Source organism: Vibrio sp. 10N.222.55.C7 (assembly GCF_041473335.1).
Taxonomy (GTDB): domain Bacteria; phylum Pseudomonadota; class Gammaproteobacteria; order Enterobacterales; family Vibrionaceae; genus Vibrio; species Vibrio crassostreae_C.
On record NZ_JBFRSC010000049.1, the window covers coordinates 66,300 to 82,341 of the forward strand.

At 43.1% G+C, this 16,042-nt stretch carries 11 protein-coding genes; 5 read left to right on the top strand and 6 right to left on the bottom strand.

The features are described 5' to 3' along the window. Window positions 1-183 precede the first annotated feature (183 nt). Both AB4482_RS17045 and AB4482_RS17050 read left to right on the top strand, forming a co-directional pair. Complete coding sequence (locus AB4482_RS17045; RefSeq protein WP_372181277.1) at window positions 184-1,635, top strand: catalase; 1,452 nt, start codon at window positions 184-186, stop codon at window positions 1,633-1,635. 179 nt (window positions 1,636-1,814) lie between these two features. Continuing rightward, entirely contained in the window at window positions 1,815-2,687 is an 873-nt protein-coding gene (locus AB4482_RS17050) for a patatin family protein (RefSeq protein WP_372181278.1), read from the top strand. Between the two features lie 120 nt (window positions 2,688-2,807). On the opposite strand, the gene AB4482_RS17055 is transcribed toward AB4482_RS17050, so the two are convergent. Both AB4482_RS17055 and AB4482_RS17060 read right to left on the bottom strand, forming a co-directional pair. Then, window positions 2,808-3,800, bottom strand: coding sequence for a 2-hydroxyacid dehydrogenase (locus AB4482_RS17055; RefSeq protein WP_017058859.1), 993 nt, complete (start codon window positions 3,798-3,800; stop codon window positions 2,808-2,810). A 612-nt stretch (window positions 3,801-4,412) separates the two neighbouring features. Beyond that, complete coding sequence (locus AB4482_RS17060) at window positions 4,413-5,213, bottom strand: ferredoxin--NADP reductase (protein ID WP_372181279.1); 801 nt, start codon at window positions 5,211-5,213, stop codon at window positions 4,413-4,415. 331 nt (window positions 5,214-5,544) lie between these two features. On the opposite strand from AB4482_RS17060, the gene AB4482_RS17065 reads away from it, so the two are divergent. Continuing rightward, complete coding sequence (locus AB4482_RS17065; RefSeq protein ID WP_372181280.1) at window positions 5,545-6,489, top strand: acyltransferase; 945 nt, start codon at window positions 5,545-5,547, stop codon at window positions 6,487-6,489. A 105-nt stretch (window positions 6,490-6,594) separates the two neighbouring features. Here the strand turns inward: AB4482_RS17065 and AB4482_RS17070 are convergent, their stop codons facing one another. From AB4482_RS17070 to glgX, 3 genes are all read right to left on the bottom strand, one after another. After that, window positions 6,595-7,323 carry a tRNA (adenine(22)-N(1))-methyltransferase TrmK gene (locus tag AB4482_RS17070; RefSeq protein ID WP_372181281.1) on the bottom strand — a complete coding sequence of 243 codons (729 nt, stop codon included), beginning with the start codon at window positions 7,321-7,323 and terminating at the stop codon, window positions 6,595-6,597. A gap of 151 nt (window positions 7,324-7,474) precedes the next feature. Then, window positions 7,475-9,217: a diguanylate cyclase domain-containing protein gene (locus tag AB4482_RS17075; protein WP_372181283.1), complete on the bottom strand. Its 1,743-nt coding sequence runs from the start codon at window positions 9,215-9,217 to the stop codon at window positions 7,475-7,477. 240 nt (window positions 9,218-9,457) lie between these two features. Continuing rightward, window positions 9,458-11,443 carry a glycogen debranching protein GlgX gene (gene glgX / locus AB4482_RS17080; RefSeq protein WP_372181285.1) on the bottom strand — a complete coding sequence of 662 codons (1,986 nt, stop codon included), beginning with the start codon at window positions 11,441-11,443 and terminating at the stop codon, window positions 9,458-9,460. Between the two features lie 434 nt (window positions 11,444-11,877). Here glgX and lamB point away from each other — a divergent pair, with 434 nt between their 5' ends. Together lamB and AB4482_RS17090 are read left to right on the top strand one after the other, a co-directional pair. After that, window positions 11,878-13,221 (top strand): maltoporin LamB, encoded by a 1,344-nt coding sequence (gene lamB / locus AB4482_RS17085; RefSeq protein ID WP_372181287.1) that lies wholly within the window; start codon window positions 11,878-11,880, stop codon window positions 13,219-13,221. A 77-nt stretch (window positions 13,222-13,298) separates the two neighbouring features. After that, a complete protein-coding gene (locus AB4482_RS17090) occupies window positions 13,299-14,126 on the top strand; it encodes a MalM family protein (protein WP_069597277.1) in 828 nt (275 codons plus the stop codon). A 66-nt stretch (window positions 14,127-14,192) separates the two neighbouring features. Here the strand turns inward: AB4482_RS17090 and AB4482_RS17095 are convergent, their stop codons facing one another. After that, window positions 14,193-15,962: an alpha-amylase family glycosyl hydrolase gene (locus AB4482_RS17095; RefSeq protein WP_372181288.1), complete on the bottom strand. Its 1,770-nt coding sequence runs from the start codon at window positions 15,960-15,962 to the stop codon at window positions 14,193-14,195. Window positions 15,963-16,042: the final 80 nt, after the last annotated feature.

Below are 16,042 nucleotides of genomic sequence, written 5' to 3' on the forward strand. Positions count from 1 at the left end.
GGCTTATTCGCAGTGAGGTTCAATAGGTTTCATAGATAACAACGATAAATATAAACGATTATATTTTCTGCCAACTCAGGTCTATTCTTTATCCATATTGTTTTAGTGGTTTTTAAAGTATTGAATCCACTTAAATCTAAGATGTGGCAACGATGCGATATCTTTAACCTTAAGGAATAGACCATGAGTAAAAAACTGACCACAGCTGCGGGTTGTCCTGTCGCTCATAACCAGAATGTTCAAACGGCGGGCAAACGTGGTCCACAACTTCTTCAAGACGTTTGGTTTTTGGAGAAATTGGCCCATTTTGATCGTGAAGTGATTCCAGAGCGTCGTATGCACGCGAAAGGCTCAGGTGCTTACGGCACATTTACCGTTACACACGACATCACAAAATACACCAAGGCAAAATTGTTCTCTGAAATAGGTAAAAAAACCGACTTGTTTGCACGTTTCACAACAGTTGCGGGTGAGCGCGGTGCTGCCGATGCTGAACGTGATATTCGTGGCTTTGCATTGAAGTTTTATACTGAAGAAGGCAACTGGGATATGGTGGGCAACAACACGCCAGTATTCTTCCTTCGTGATCCTCTTAAGTTCTCTGACTTAAACCACGCGGTGAAACGTGACCCACGCACCAACATGCGTAGCGCGAAAAACAACTGGGATTTCTGGACTTCTTTGCCGGAAGCTCTGCACCAAATTACTATCGTAATGAGTGACCGTGGTATCCCTGCGACTTACCGTCACATGCACGGCTTTGGTAGCCACACGTTCAGCTTCATCAACGCTGATAACGAACGTTTCTGGGTGAAATTCCACTTCAAATCTCAGCAAGGTATTAAGAACCTTTCTGATGCAGAAGCGGCACAAGTGATCGGTGATGATCGCGAAAGCCACCAACGTGATTTGCTAGACAGCATCGATAACCAAGATTTCCCGAAATGGACGTTGAAAGTACAAGTGATGCCAGAAGCGGATGCAGCGAAGGTTCCATACAACCCTTTCGATTTGACTAAGATCTGGCCTCATGCAGATTACCCGTTGATCGAAGTGGGCGAATTTGAGCTAAATCGTAACCCGCAAAACTTCTTCGCAGAAGTAGAGCAGTCAGCATTCAACCCAGCGAACGTAGTTCCAGGTATCAGCTTCTCGCCAGACAAGATGCTGCAAGGTCGTCTGTTTGCTTACGGTGATGCACAACGTTACCGTTTGGGTGTTAACCATCAGCACATTCCAGTGAACGCTCCTCGTTGCCCAGTACACAGCTACCACCGTGATGGCGCGATGCGTGTCGATGGTAACTTCGGTGGCACATTAGGTTATGAGCCAAACAACGAAGGTCAGTGGGCAGAGCAGCCAGATTTTGCTGAGCCAGCACTGAACCTAGATGGCGCAGCAGCACACTGGGATCACCGCGAAGATGAAGATTACTTCTCGCAACCGGGTGACTTGTTCCGCCTAATGACACCAGAGAAGCAAGCGATTCTGTTTGATAACACTGCTCGTAACCTAGGCGGCGTACCAAAAGAGATTCAATTGCGTCACCTAAGACACTGTTACAAAGCCGACCCTGCATACGGTGAAGGCATTGGTAAACTGCTTGAGATCGATGTGAGCGAATTTAAGTCGTAATCAATCATCTTGATTCGTTAATTTAAAGGCCGTTTATTAAGCAACCCTAAATCATTGAAAAATTTAATAATCCACATTGATAGTTTTTACCTATCGAATTGATAAATCTATCCCATTATCTTTGTAAGAGTGATGGGATTATTCTACGACTATCAGTTTATAAAGTAGAAGAGTTTGAGATGAATAAGAGCGCATTAATCGTTGAAGGTGGAGCAATGAGAGGTATTTTTGCTGCCGGAGTTTTAGACGCCTTCATGCAAGACGATTTCCGTCCTTATGACTTTGCCATCGGCGTATCTGCAGGTGTGTCGAACCTGGTTGGTTACTTATCTCATGCACCAAAACGCAGTTATGATGTGATCACCACGATGGCGACGGATAAAACTTTCTTTAATCCTGCTCGCTTTGCCAAAGGCGGTAACTTGGTAGATGTTAAATGGTTATGGAACGAATCCAATCAACGTTATCCGCTCGATTGTGGTGAGTTGTTTTCAAGTATCCCACTCATTGCTGCTGTCACAAATGTCGATACGGGCAGTGCAGACTACTACCATATTAAGCCAGAAAACCATTCTAATGTTGTTGAAGCAACAACGGCTTTACCTATCGCTTACCGTGAAACTCCGTGTTTCTCTGGTGGCTGTTATACCGATGGCGGTGTAGCCGATTCGATTCCGGTTCGTGAAGCATATCGCCGTGGCGCACGCGATATTACCGTGATTCTGTCTCACCCATTGAGCTACCGAATGAAGCCTCAAAAGCACCAATGGATGCTGAAGAAACTATTAAAGAAATTCCCGAATATTGCTGAGTCGATGGCGGTACGTGCTGAAAACTACAACCAGTCTCTGGAGTTCATTCGTAACCCACCCAAAGATGCGACTATTAAAGTGATAGCGCCACCTGAAGCCTTCGCGGTTAAGCGTTTAACTATGGATCAAAGTACTCTTAATACAGGTTACGAGATGGGCGTCAAAGCCGGTGAAGAGCACCTTGCTATTAGAAAAGGCGTTTATGGTTTAGACACTGAAGATTGTCATTTCTGCGTCTAGGAACGGTTTTAGAATACTGAATAAACGACGAAGCCACGCTGTTCACTTCAGAATAGCGTGGCTTTGTATCTGTAGACCTAGTTTGTTTTTAACTCAGCCTGCTGTTAACTCAATCTGTTATTAAACGAGTTCGTTGCCGCTGGTGTTGCCAGCAAAGAAAGCATCAACACTGGTGAGTGTTGTGTTCGCGATATTGAACAGAGCATCTTTGGTTAAGAAAGCTTGGTGACCTGTGAACAGCACGTTGTGACAAGCAGATAGACGGCGGAACACATCATCGACAATCACGTCATTTGATTTGTCTTGGAAGAACAGCTCTTTCTCGTTGTCATACACATCAAGACCAAGTGCGCCAATCTTACTCTGTTTAAGCGCTTCGATAGCAGCTGTGGAATCCAGTAGTTCACCACGGCTGGTGTTGACAATCATCACGCCGTCTTTCATCTTCTCAAACGCAGTCGCATCTAATAGGTGGTAGTTCTCTTTACTCATTGGGCAGTGTAGAGAAATCACATCAGACTCTTGGTAAAGTTCGTCGAGTTCAACGTATTTAGCGCCTAACTCAACAGCTAACGGGTTTGGATATGGGTCATAGCATAGGATATTCATGCCTAAACCCTTCAGAATTCGCATCGTCGCTAGGCCAATCTTACCCGAGCCAATCACACCGACCGTTTTACCGTGGAAGTTAAAGCCAACTAACCCCTCAAGAGAGAAGTTCGCATCACGAGTGCGTTGGTATGCCTTGTGTAGTTTACGGTTCAAACACATCATCATGCCAACCGTGTGTTCTGCTACCGATTCTGGTGAGTAAGCCGGAACGCGAACCACTTGCAGACCAAACTCTTTGGCTGCGTCTAGGTCGACCTTGTCAAAGCCCGCACAGCGCATCGCGATTAACTTGGTGCGGCCTTGAGCAAGAATCTCTAACACGTCTCGCGATAGGTCATCGTTTACAAACGCACAAACCACTTCGTTGTCGTGCGCCATTTTTGCTGTTGTTGTGGTGAGTCGAAAATCGTGAAAATGAAACTCAGCGTTGAGTTCGCCTTTTGCCAGTTCGAATGATTTTTCGTCGTATGATTTTGAGCTAAAAAAAGCAATGTTGAGCATGGCTTCCTCTCTTACCTAAAATATAAATAACCCACTAATTCATTCTCTGAAACGGGATTAAAACAAGGGCATGTTGACCTTTCGCGGTTAAGTTTTGTTCGAGATAAAATCGTTTTAATCGCGACGAGAGGTTTGCCGCCTAGTCATTCTAAGCAAAACCCTCTCAACAAAGAGTAAAACGATTTTAGCCGAACCCTTCGGGCAGTGTTTGTGGTTCCTTTCTACAGCGTTATCGAATTCTCATGTAGGCGAGCTACACGTCGAATTCTCTGCCTTGTATAAATAACCCACAAACGGCTGCAAAAATCAGCTCGATAGGTCAACATGCCCTACAACTCTGTTCAGTGTGCTAGAGTTTTTTTCTCTTGTCTATCACCATTAGTCATTGTAATTGCTATGGTTATTTGATCTTTTGTCTTCACTTATTGAACATTAAAAATCACATTACGAGGTTGCTTGCTTATAAGTTCATCAATATTGAATGAATCTTACTTTCGGGTGTGGAACGTTGAATTTTCCAGTGTGACGGAATACGTAAATGACTCATATAAAACCTCTTCTCTAACTGTTCTTTGAAAGTTGTGCTTCTGTCTAACGAGTGGCGGTTGTTATTTACCAGTAGTTCTCACTGCTGAATTGACCGGGTTTTCTGCGTAAGTGCTTTTCGAAACCTAAGCTAGTTAGCGCTTCGCTTGTGTCACGAACCATTTGCGGATTGCCGCAAAGGTAGAAAAAACTGCGGGTTTGATTGAAAGCGACAGACGCGGCTTGCTCGAGGTCGCCTCCAAGTAACAAATTTGGGATTCGTCCGCGCAAAGTTCCGGTAACTGATTCTCTAGAAATAATTGGCACATATTTAAGTCTCCCTTGAAAGTGATTAACGAGTTGAGTGATACGATCTCGATAAGTCAGGTCTTGCTCTGTTCTTACAGCATGCACTAGAACCAGATTCTTGAATGAAGAGGCTTTGTCTGAAGCCAACTCAGTTTGCTGTATCTGCATGCTCTCAAGTATTGAGATAAATGGGCCTACCGCGGTTCCGGTTGAAAGCATCCATAGATCGTCGGCGATCTCTGGGATCTCATCTAAGGTCATAAAGCCACTTGGGTCTTTGCCGACAAAGATGTCATCGCCCATCTTCAACTCATGAAGTTGAGGTGAAAGCTGACCGTTCTGATCCTTAATAATCAAAAATTCCAGATGTTGATGACCTTGTTCGTGCTCTGGCGCGTTCACCATCGAATAGGCGCGTCTTACGAACTCATCCTCACTGTTAAGTAAGCCAAGTTTCGTGAACTGACCTGCCTGATAAGAAGAGACAGGTGCACTAACCTGGAGTGAGAACAATTGATCTGTCCATTCTGTTTTGTTTAGGACTTTGCCTGTAACTAAACCATGAGGAATATCTGTCATGTCATCCACCTTTAAGAAGAGAAGTTATCTCATTAAGGATACTCAACTATTTACACTTTAGAGTTGCATGTACCACGCCAATAATGAGAATGCTTATCAATACTGATTAAAGGTTAATTATTGGGTCGAATGTTGTCAAAAAGACAATATACTATTTGAGTCCAAATGACTCGTGCATGTGTTTTGGTTTCGTTTTAATAGACTTTAGCTGGTTGAACATCGTTAACATAGGTTGAGTGGTTTGACCCCTAGGATATTCAATCAATTACTGAAGAGAATAATTTATAGATGCGTATAATGGCGGCTTTCGTTCTCAATATAACTGTGTTTTATGCTTGATAATCTTCGTATGGCCTTGAACGTATTGTTCGTGACCATTAATACTGCATTCACCGCATTGGCTGTGAGCCTGTTTGCCCTAATCAAACTTATTTTGCCAATTTCTGTCGTTCAAAAATCATGCACTCGCTTAGCTAACTTCACATTCTGGTGTTGGGCTTCTCTTAATTTATGGATGTTGAACGCCAATAACGATATCGAATGGCAAGTGGAAGGGGGGGAAGGTATTTCGACCAAGCAGTGGTATTTGATGATGTCTAACCACCTAAGCTGGGCAGATATTGTGATTTTGTCTTCAATCCTAAAAGACAAAATGCCGATGACGAAGTACTTCTTGAAACATGAATTGTTGTACGTACCATTTGTTGGCTTGGCCTGCTGGGGCTTAGATATGCCATTCATGAGACGCCACTCTCGTGAGTTCCTATTACGCAACCCAGAACGCCGTAATGATGATTTTAATGCAATCAATAAAGCGTGTACTAAGTTCAAATTAGCACCGACAACATTGGTTAATTTTGTTGAAGGGACTCGTGCAAACCACGAGAAACTGGCGTCAGCAAAGACCCCTTATCGCCACTTATTGAAGCCGAAAACTGGGGGCGTGGCATTTGCTTTATCTGCAATGGGCCCAATTTTGGATGGCATCGTGGATGTGACCTTAGCTTACCCTGAAAACCAAACCTCTCCGTTTGAAGATATGCTGAAGGGCAAAATGACTAAGGTCGTTGTGCGTATTAAATTGCATCCAATGGATGAGAACGTGAACGGTAATTACTTTGAAGATAAGGCTTTTAAACGTCGCTTCCACAATTGGTTGAACAGCACGTGGAAAGAGAAAGACGTCTACCTTGATACGGTTTATGGGGTTGATAAGCCTTCTGAGGTAGAGACAGTTGACGAGCCTGATGTGGCTTATAAGAAACAAGAACAGTAAGCTAAAACTGAATCGATAGCATTAATAAAGCCGATAGCTCATTGAACTATCGGCTTTTTTATTAATTTGACTTTCTTGATATTCAAACCATTAAGTTAGTACTTACTATGGCTTAACCGCCTGGTAAGCTTCAATAATATGCTTTACTTGGCTAGGTTTTCCTTGCTTCTCTTGTCCTTGATGGATACGTAAGTAGTGCTGCAATGTTTTGGCTTTGTATTGCTGTGATACCTTCACTTGTTCATCACAACTTGGTGTCCAGATCTTGTCACCGACGTTTGATATCTCGCTAACGGTTTGGCTCTTTTCTGAATCACCGCGACTATTACTCACCAATAAAATCTCGTAGTAACGACGGTTCTCTTCAATCAACACTTCATCAATAAGACCAAAATGGATCGCCTTTAAATGGCTTCTCAACTCGAATTGCTGATGCACCGGACAAAGCAAGAAATCGATCGCTTTGTCTGGGTGTTGACGATGAATATCATCGACGAGCTTTTGAGTAAGATCGCCACCGACGCCCGCAATAATCACCAGGTGTTTGCCAGTATGTTTCTCAAGCGGGATAGCGGCGACATCCATGCAGTAGACTTGCCATTGGCTGCTAACCGTTTGTTCGGCTCTGTTATCTTGCGGAAAGTAGCGCGCTAGCTTGCCTTCAAGCTCACTCATCAGAGACGGGACAATGTCGACAAAGTGAATCTGAGGCGCTTTATTATCCGATAACAGTTGAACACCCAAAAAGCCATGATCACAGCAACAGTCCCAAATATGCTGGTAGTCATTGCTGACAAGGGAGTGGAGAGTTTGCAGTCGGTTACTTAGCTTCATAAGGTTCGCGTCGTTAGAAAAGGGGTGTTGTCTTATCGAAGGCGCATTGTAATGACTTTCTAGAAAAACAAAAGCATCTAGGGTATGAATCCTAGGTGCTTTGTTTTCATCGGTATCCAAGTAAAGGATAAAGTGAGCTTGTTAGGACAACCTATGAAGCCTTTGCAACAGCCCTGATGTGGCCTTCAACTCGATTTTTTCCAAGCTGTTGAGCAATCAACTTTGCTTGCTCCGCCAGTGCTAGAGCTGTATCTGGCTCTCCCTCTATTTGTGAAAAACCGACACTCACGCCTAAAGAGAGGCTGATGTCTGGCGTCACAATAGTTTTCTCTGCTACGCCAATTCGGCACTGGTCTAGTTGGAACTTGGCGTCGTTGCCGTCGTTTGCTTTAAATAATACTGCGAACTCTTTGCCTCCAATACGAGCAAGGCATAGTCCTTTAGGCTTCGGAAAGTACGAGCGTAGTGCTTCTGCTGTCAGCTTGATCATCTTGTCACCCACAGCTTCACCATAAGCACGGTTCACGTGGTCAAAATTATCGATATCGAGTAGAGCTATATAGGTTTCAGGCTGGTTGGCGTAGTTTTCCAGTGCAATATTAAAGCTACTTTTGTTGTCTAATTGCGTCATCAAGTCCTTGCTACTCAACTGGTGCTGAAGCAGTAAGTTGGACAGTGAGACTTCCGTGTAATCTCTGATCATACGCAGAATACTCTGGCTGATCGGTAAGTTTGCGTTTACGTACAACACTGCGATCAACTGCTTACGAGAGTGCAAAGGAATACAGTAATGGCGTTGGTGTATTTTGAGTTTACACGCTAATGGGTCTGCGTACTTTCCGCTTCGGTAAGCCATGGTGTCCGGTATAAATCGCTCTGCAAGGGCTTTGTCACAATGTACCGTTGATTTGTTTCCGTGATAGTCGATGGTACTGAATGCGTGGTTCTCAGGCTGATAGAGACAGAATTGAATGCCTTTTTGGTAGGTGAAGCTATCCAGTATGGATTTTAACCCTCGCTTAAAGCTTACAAGGTCATCGACTTTATTCAGTTGTGACAAGGACACGTTCAAACGATAAGCCAAATAGTTTGCGCCAATCCACAATAGAAGCAGTGAACCAAGTACCAAGCCAGTTAGCATAAATTGGTGTGAGCTGGTTAAGATATCATGGCGATCGGTGCCTGCGATGAATACCCAATTCAAGCTGTTGTCAGCGTCAAACACCGATATTTTGAAGTTATCTTGATAGTAGTATTCGTGCTTACCTACGGTTTCACCTTGTGAGAGTTGGTGGCTGATACCCGCGTGATAGCTGACTGATTTAGATCCGATACGTTTTGGATCTGGGTGAAAGACCAGTCGTTCTGTTGCTCGGTCAACGACAAACACATAGCCGTGATTAAGCGTTTTTAAGTCTCTTAAGCCTTGTGTGGTGTGTAAAAGGTCAAACTCAGTCCATATTTCTTCATTCAATCTTTCGGCGGTGTGTTTAACTGCGAATACCCAACGACCATCTGCTTTCTGGTAAATCGAAGAGATGTAGAAATCTTCAACCACACTGTCTATTGAGTTCCATTTTATGGAGTCGATTTGTTCATGGGAAAGAGGTAATCCACGACTTGATATATATTGTTGGGATTGTGGTTGGTATCGAACGATATCGGAGAAGTTTGGCGTTCTTTTTAGAATATTATCGCTCAACTCTCTGAATTTTTTATCACCTATTGGAGCCGTTTTAGGTAAGCCTAGACTGGTTTCTAAAAAATAGAGCTTGCCGAATGTGGCTTCGATGTTGGAACGAATGGTAGAGCTTGCGATACGAATGTTTGATGATGACTGTTCTGTTGCTGCTGTTTCTACTTTTTCAAGCTGAGCCACAGCAAGATAGAGCATCCCTCCAGTTAATAAAATAATGTATGGTTTAAAAAGCCGAATTAATGTTTTAGGTAAAGCCATGATATCCAAAGACGTTATAGATTCATTTTTATAGTACGGCAATACTAAACAGTTTCATTAACCACATCAATGCAAATAATTCCATATGGATAAATGACTTTTGTGATATTCAGCTAACAAAAAAGCCAGTTATAAATATAACTGACCTCTATGGTTTTCGGTGTTTTATTAAGCTGACTAAGCTTTTACTTCAATCAAATCAGCCTGATCTGGCGAGTAGTGCAAAATTGCCATCGAAGTTGGCGACAACAACATTTCACCTTCTGCATGACCGGGTTTGACGTTTCGCGAGTTGGTATCACAGATGGTTACCCAGTTTTGTTCACGATCATTCGGTAACGAGAAACGTGCTGGTGCATTGGTTTGGTTGATAAGATAAATCAACTCGTCGCCCTCTTTGCCAATACCTAAATGCAAAGCTACAGAGCTTAAGCGGTTCCAGTCGTCATGCTCCATAAGTGTGCCATCGACACGGCTCCAGAAGATGCGGTTAGAGTTACGCTTTTCGCCACTGAATGCCTTAATAAACGGCACCATGTATTGCTGACGAGCAGAGATCATTTCAGATAACCAAGTCTTGAAGTAAGTCTTTCGCTCTGAATCTTCCCAGTTAAGCCAGCTGGTCACGCCATCTTGGCAGTAAGCGTTGTTGTTACCTTTTTGAGTATGAGATAACACATCGGCCGTCAAAATATGAGGAATACCAAAAGCAAACAGCAGGCTCGCCATGAAGTTACGCTTCTGCTTTTCACGTGTCGCGATAACTAACAGGTTTTCGGTTTCACCTTCAACACCGTAGTTTTCAGAACGGTTGTCACCGTGTCCATCGCGGTTGTTCTCACCATTCTCTTCGTTGTGCTTATGCTTGTAAGAAACAAGATCCTGCATGGTGAAGCCGTCATGGTAAGTGATGTAGTTGACGGTTAATTTATACGGCCAGTGCGCAGCGCTATAGATGTCACGTGAACCCATCAAGCGAGTCGCAAACTCTTTCAGATAGCCTTGATCACCGCGCCAGAAGCTACGTGTGATGTCTCTTAGTTTGTCGTTACACTCATTCCAACCTAGCGGGAAATTACCCACTTGGTAGCCATTCGGGCCGATGTCCCAAGGTTCTGCAATGAGCTTGGTTTCTTTAAGTACAGGGTCTTGAGCCACAGCTTTAAAGAATGCAGCCTCAGGGTTGTAGTTATCTCCCTCGCGCCCCAGTGTTGCAGCCAAATCAAAACGGAAGCCGTCGACTTGGAACTCACTTACCCAATAGCGAAGCGTATCCATCACTAAGTTAAGTGCTGGTTGGTGGGTGAGATCAACGGTGTTACCACAACCAGTAAAGTTCGCGTAATGGCAGCCATGTTTAATGTAGTAGCGGCTATCTAGCGCTTTGAGGTTGAAGGTTGTACCACCTTCGCCACCTTCTGCCGTGTGGTTGTACACCACGTCTAGAATGACTTCGATGCCATTGCGGTGAAGTTCACGAATGGCGGTTTTGAGTTCATTAACGGCGTCTTTTTCTGCGTAGCGTGGGTCTGGCACCATGAACAAATATGGGTTGTAACCCCAATAGTTCACTTTATCCATGTCCAAGAGGTGAGGCTCATGCATACATGCCGCAACGGGTAGAAGCTGTAGCGAGTTGATATTTTGTTGTTTGTAGAACACAAGCATTTCAGGGCTCACTAACCCTAAGTAACGACCTTTAGTATTGGCTGCTACTTCTGGGTGCAGTTGAGATAAACCTTTTACATGCGTTTCAAAAAGAACAGTATCTTCGCGACTAATGCGTGGCTTTTCTACATCTTGCCAATCGAAGGTGTCATCAACAACGACACATTTCGCCATAGCAAAGCTTTTTTCATTGGTATATGGCGTGACGTAATCGAGCGGTTCGCTTATTGCTTTGGCATACGGGTCTGAAAGCAGGATAGGGCCATTGTCCGTTTCGGCAATGAAGCCGTATTTTTGCCCCGCTTTAATACCATCAATAAAGACATATCTGATATCAGCGTATTCATTTTCCAATTTATAAGTGGTGAATTCGTCGTTCTCGTCAAAAAGAGCGAGTGAAAGAGATTTACAGTCAGGAGAATAAATAGAGAAGTTGCAGCCAGTGTTACCTAGCGTTGCGCCTAGCGGATAAGGGCGAGCGAGCGTTCTAGTCATTGCTTGATTTCTTGTTCGTTTATCAACATCAGTGAACTATTAGTAAAAGGCTTTGTCACAGTAAGGTCAAGCAACTTCACAGATTAATTACGGTAAAAAAAATAATTCATCGATGAAGTTCAAATTATATATTTGAGCTAGATCTCACTTATGTTGAATAATTAGATCTGTGTGCTGTCTACTCCTCCTATATTAAGTGATCTACCTCTTTAAAACGCCATTCTGTATATTTTCTACTCCCCTCTAGTCCCCCTTAATTAACTTAGGGGCGGAGGAAGTCAAACTTGTCATCCCCTCTTAATATTGACCCCGTTGAAACGAATCAGGGGAAACCCTAAACCTCTCTATCTTACGACTACCATTACTGCCTTTGGTTGCCGCAAGAGAGCAAAAATATAAAAACCTAAAATAAATCGTCTTTAATGGAGTTAAGAATGAAAAAAGTAAGTTTGATTGCTGTTGCAGTGGCAACTTCGCTAGCTGCTGGTTCTGCGTTCGCTGTTGATTTTAGTGGCTACGTACGTTCTGGTATTGGTCTTAGTGGTAATGATGGGGAAAACCTAGGTTACGAAAAAAGTAAATTAGGTCGTTTGGGTAACGAGAATGATACATTTTTCGAAGTAGGCCTAGGTCAAGAGCTATACAACGAAGATGGTGTGAGCTTTTATCTAGATTCTCTAATTGCACACGCAGTCGATGGTGATAACGATTGGGAAGCAAGTGACTCTGCACTTCGTGTGATCAATGTTCAAGCAAAAGGCTTAATTAAGTCTGATGCTGACGCTACTATGTGGGTTGGTAAGCGCTACTACCAACGTCGTGATGTCCATATTACGGATTTCTACTACTTGAATACTTCAAGTGGTGCAGGTGTTGGTGTCGAAAATTTATCTTTAGGTGGTGGTAAACTATCGACAGCTTTAATTACTGATGAAGGCTCTCAAGCTGGTGCGGCAACTTATGGTTACGTCGCTGGAAATGACAAAGTTAATCCAGACCAAGACCCTGGTCAGGTTTGGGCTCAAACTGGCTACGGATCTGAAGATGTAAGTGCATATATTTTAGACGTTCGCTATGCTGGGATCGATCTTTGGAGTGACGCGAGTTTGGAACTAGCAGCTGCGTATAACTTCGCTCACGAGAAGAAAGACCAAAATGCTGTTGGTGACGATGGCGCATTACTTTCTGCAATCGTTCATCAAGGCTTAGATAACGGCTTTAACCAAACTGTATTCCAATATGGTACAAATTCTTACGCAGCCCAAATGCCAGGTTTAGGTGGTGGTAATAACTACGACCGTTCTGGTGCTAATAATGATGCAGACGGTTTCCGTATTATCAACTGGGGTGTAGTTGGAATGGGGGCTAACTGGGAAGTTGGCCACCAAATCATGTTTGCATCAGCATCTGATGTTGGTACTTCTGACTCATTCAAGAATAACTACGACTCTGCTACTGGCGCATATGTTGATACAACAACAGTGGCTGGAACTAAGTTTGACCACACTTTAGCTAATATCGTTGTTCGTCCTGAGTACAAATGGGACAACAACATGAAAACTATATTTGAAGTTGGTTACTACGCTGAAGAAAAAGATAACGTAGACTATGCAGCTTCTAAATATACAGTTGCACAAGCATGGGGTGCTGGCTCAAGCTTCTGGGCTCGTCCTGAGATTCGCTTGTTTGCTTCTTACTTCGTAGACCATGAAGGTACAGCTTTTTCTGGTGAAGATTCTGAAGTTAGTATTGGCGCACAATTCGAAGCTTGGTGGTAATGTATAACCTAAGTTAGAAAATTAATTTATAGCCGACGCGTAAGTGTCGGCTTTTCCATATTTCGATTGGAGTGTTCATGAAGATTAATAGTATCGCATTACTATGCAGCTTATTGGTAACTGGCTGTCAAAGTACCCAAGTAGTAGATTTTTCACAGCCTGATATGATGACTGTTAGCAGTATCGAACAACTGCAATCTCAAAAATTAAACTTGCCTAGTTCAACAAAGATTATTATTTCTGATTCAACTCAGAACCTAGATACGAATGATATAAAAAGTCCAACAATTAAAATTGAGTTACCAATTTATCAAGGACCTCTGAGCGTTGAATTGACCAGCTATATTGAGGAGAGTGTTTTCTCTCCTCTAGCTAAGATTGTTGATGGAGAAGGGCATGAAATACTTACAGTTCCGGCTTCTAGCTTTAACTATGAAAAGCCGCATTTAGGGCAAGGAAATCGCTTAATTTCAGAGTTCTCTTTTTTCCCGCCAAGTAATATAGAAAATGCTTACCTATTGGTTTATACGGACCACAGCGAGCTAGAAAAAGTAACTGATATTATTCATCCAGCTCGCTTGGATGCAGAAGCTAGAGGGAATTATTTCCCAGAAGCAAAAGATATACCCGTGCCTCATGTAAAAACAGGTGAGCTGTTGGTTGATATCCATCCGTATACATCAGGCTCTTTTTTCGGGTTGAATTCAAAAAACAAAGAAGAAAATCTAAGTCAACTAAAACCAGTTGAAGCAAATAGTGATACCAAAACTTACTATTTTAGTTCGATTGAACAAGCCGTCGCTAAAAATGATATACCGAAGGCATTAGCTTTGTTAGAAGAAGCTAAAGCTCTTAATATTGAAGGCGCACAAGAAGTATTTGTAAAAGCCGTTAATAAAAAGTAGCAATAGACCCCTAACACCCGAAGCAATTATAGATTTTGGCTAACTTCGGGTGTTTCCCTTCTTCTTTTATTCAGTTTTTAGTACCCAAGCCAAAGACGCCAGCGGTTTCAATTCAATATTAAAACTGCCAACACTGTTCTCAATGTCGAGCACTTGTTGCGCTATGCCTTCAATATATTCATTGAGTATGTAACGACCATCAACTAATTTGAGTTTTTGGATTACATCACTTGGAATCTTTAAGTGAATATTTTCAGTGGTATGTTGGCTGAAATTAGCTGCAACAATGGTTAGCTCTTGGTGGTCAGAGCGCAGAAATGCGTAGACTGAATCACTTAAGTTACAGCACTGGTGTAAGTCTTGGTAATCACCTGTTATCGATGAGTGCTCTAGCGAAAAGTTCATTACCTTTTGATAGAAGTGACGCAGCTGCTTTTCGTTTTCGTCTAATAGCCCGCCATCGAATGCGCCGTGGTTCATCCACTTTTGGTGTTGTGGGACTCCGATGTAGTCAAATATGGAAGTTCGTGAGGGCTGTCCAAAGCCTGCATTCTCCGCGCCCGGTTCGCCGACTTCTTGCCCAAAGTAGATCATGGTTGGAGAACTACTCAATAACGCGCTGACTAGCATTGCAGGCTTCGCTATATTTGGGTCACCTACAAATTCAGGAGACGCGATGCGTTGTTCATCATGGTTATCCAAGAAGTGCAGCATGTGATGTTCAATATCCATCATTTGATGTTGGATTTTGGGGATGATAGCCGTGGAAGTATTGCCTAGCATGATGTCTTTTAGACCGTCGTACAGATCTACTTTGTCATAGAGGTAGTCCATTTTGCCTAAGTGGATATAGTCGCGATATAAGTCCGGTTGGTACACCTCAGCCATTAAAAAGGCATCTTGGTTTTTCATCTTTATAGATGAATTAAGGTAGCTCCAAAATTCGACTGGAACCATCTCAGCCATATCGTAGCGAAACCCATCAACACCTTTATTCAACCAAAACAAGGCGATATCTCGGAATTTAGCCCAAGAGTTAGGCACATAAACAGATTCCCAGAAACGGAAATGATCCATGTAATTGCGTTGAGCATAGTCACTCGGTAGTTCAGGGAAGTATTTTGAACCGTCTGGTCGCATGCCATAATTGATTTTCACCGTTTCATACCAATCATCGAAACTAGGCTTGGCTAAACGTGAGCCGTTACCTGTCCATTTGGCGGGCGTCTCTATAAACGGGGAGTTTAGGTTGGGATGCTGTTCACCACCTAGCGGCGTAAAGGCGGGCTCTATGTCTGGCAATTCAAAGGTGCTGTTGGGAATGTAGTAGAAGTTATTGTCTTTGTGGTATTCCAGCGTTGTGTCATCTTGAGCGCCGAAGTCACTGACACCTTCTGGGTTGTTTAAGCCTTTATAATGACGCGCAACGTGATTCGGTACGATATCGATAATCACTTTTAAACCATTGTCGTGACTTCTTTTGATTAGTGCCTCGAACTCCTCTAGTCGGCATTCAGGGTTGTCTGCGAGATCTGGGTTTACGGAATAGTAGTCTTTGACGGCATATGGTGATCCCGCACGGCCTTTTACCACGCTAGGGTGATCGTCTGAAATACCAAGGTGCTTGTAGTCATTGATGAGCGCATGATGTGGCACTCCGGTATACCAAATATGAGTCATACCGAGTTTGCGGATTTCAGACAGCGCTTTGTCGGTAAAATCACTGAACTTACCGACGCCATTTTGCTCGATTGTGCCCCATGGAACATGTTGGGTGTTTTTATTGCCAAATAAACGCGTAAAAACTTGGTAGATGGCGTACTTTTGGTTGTACATATTTATAATTCCTTTAACTTCCATCATGTTATGTAGGGATGAAAGGGCTTGTTTATTCTTTGCAGGCTAACCGAATTACA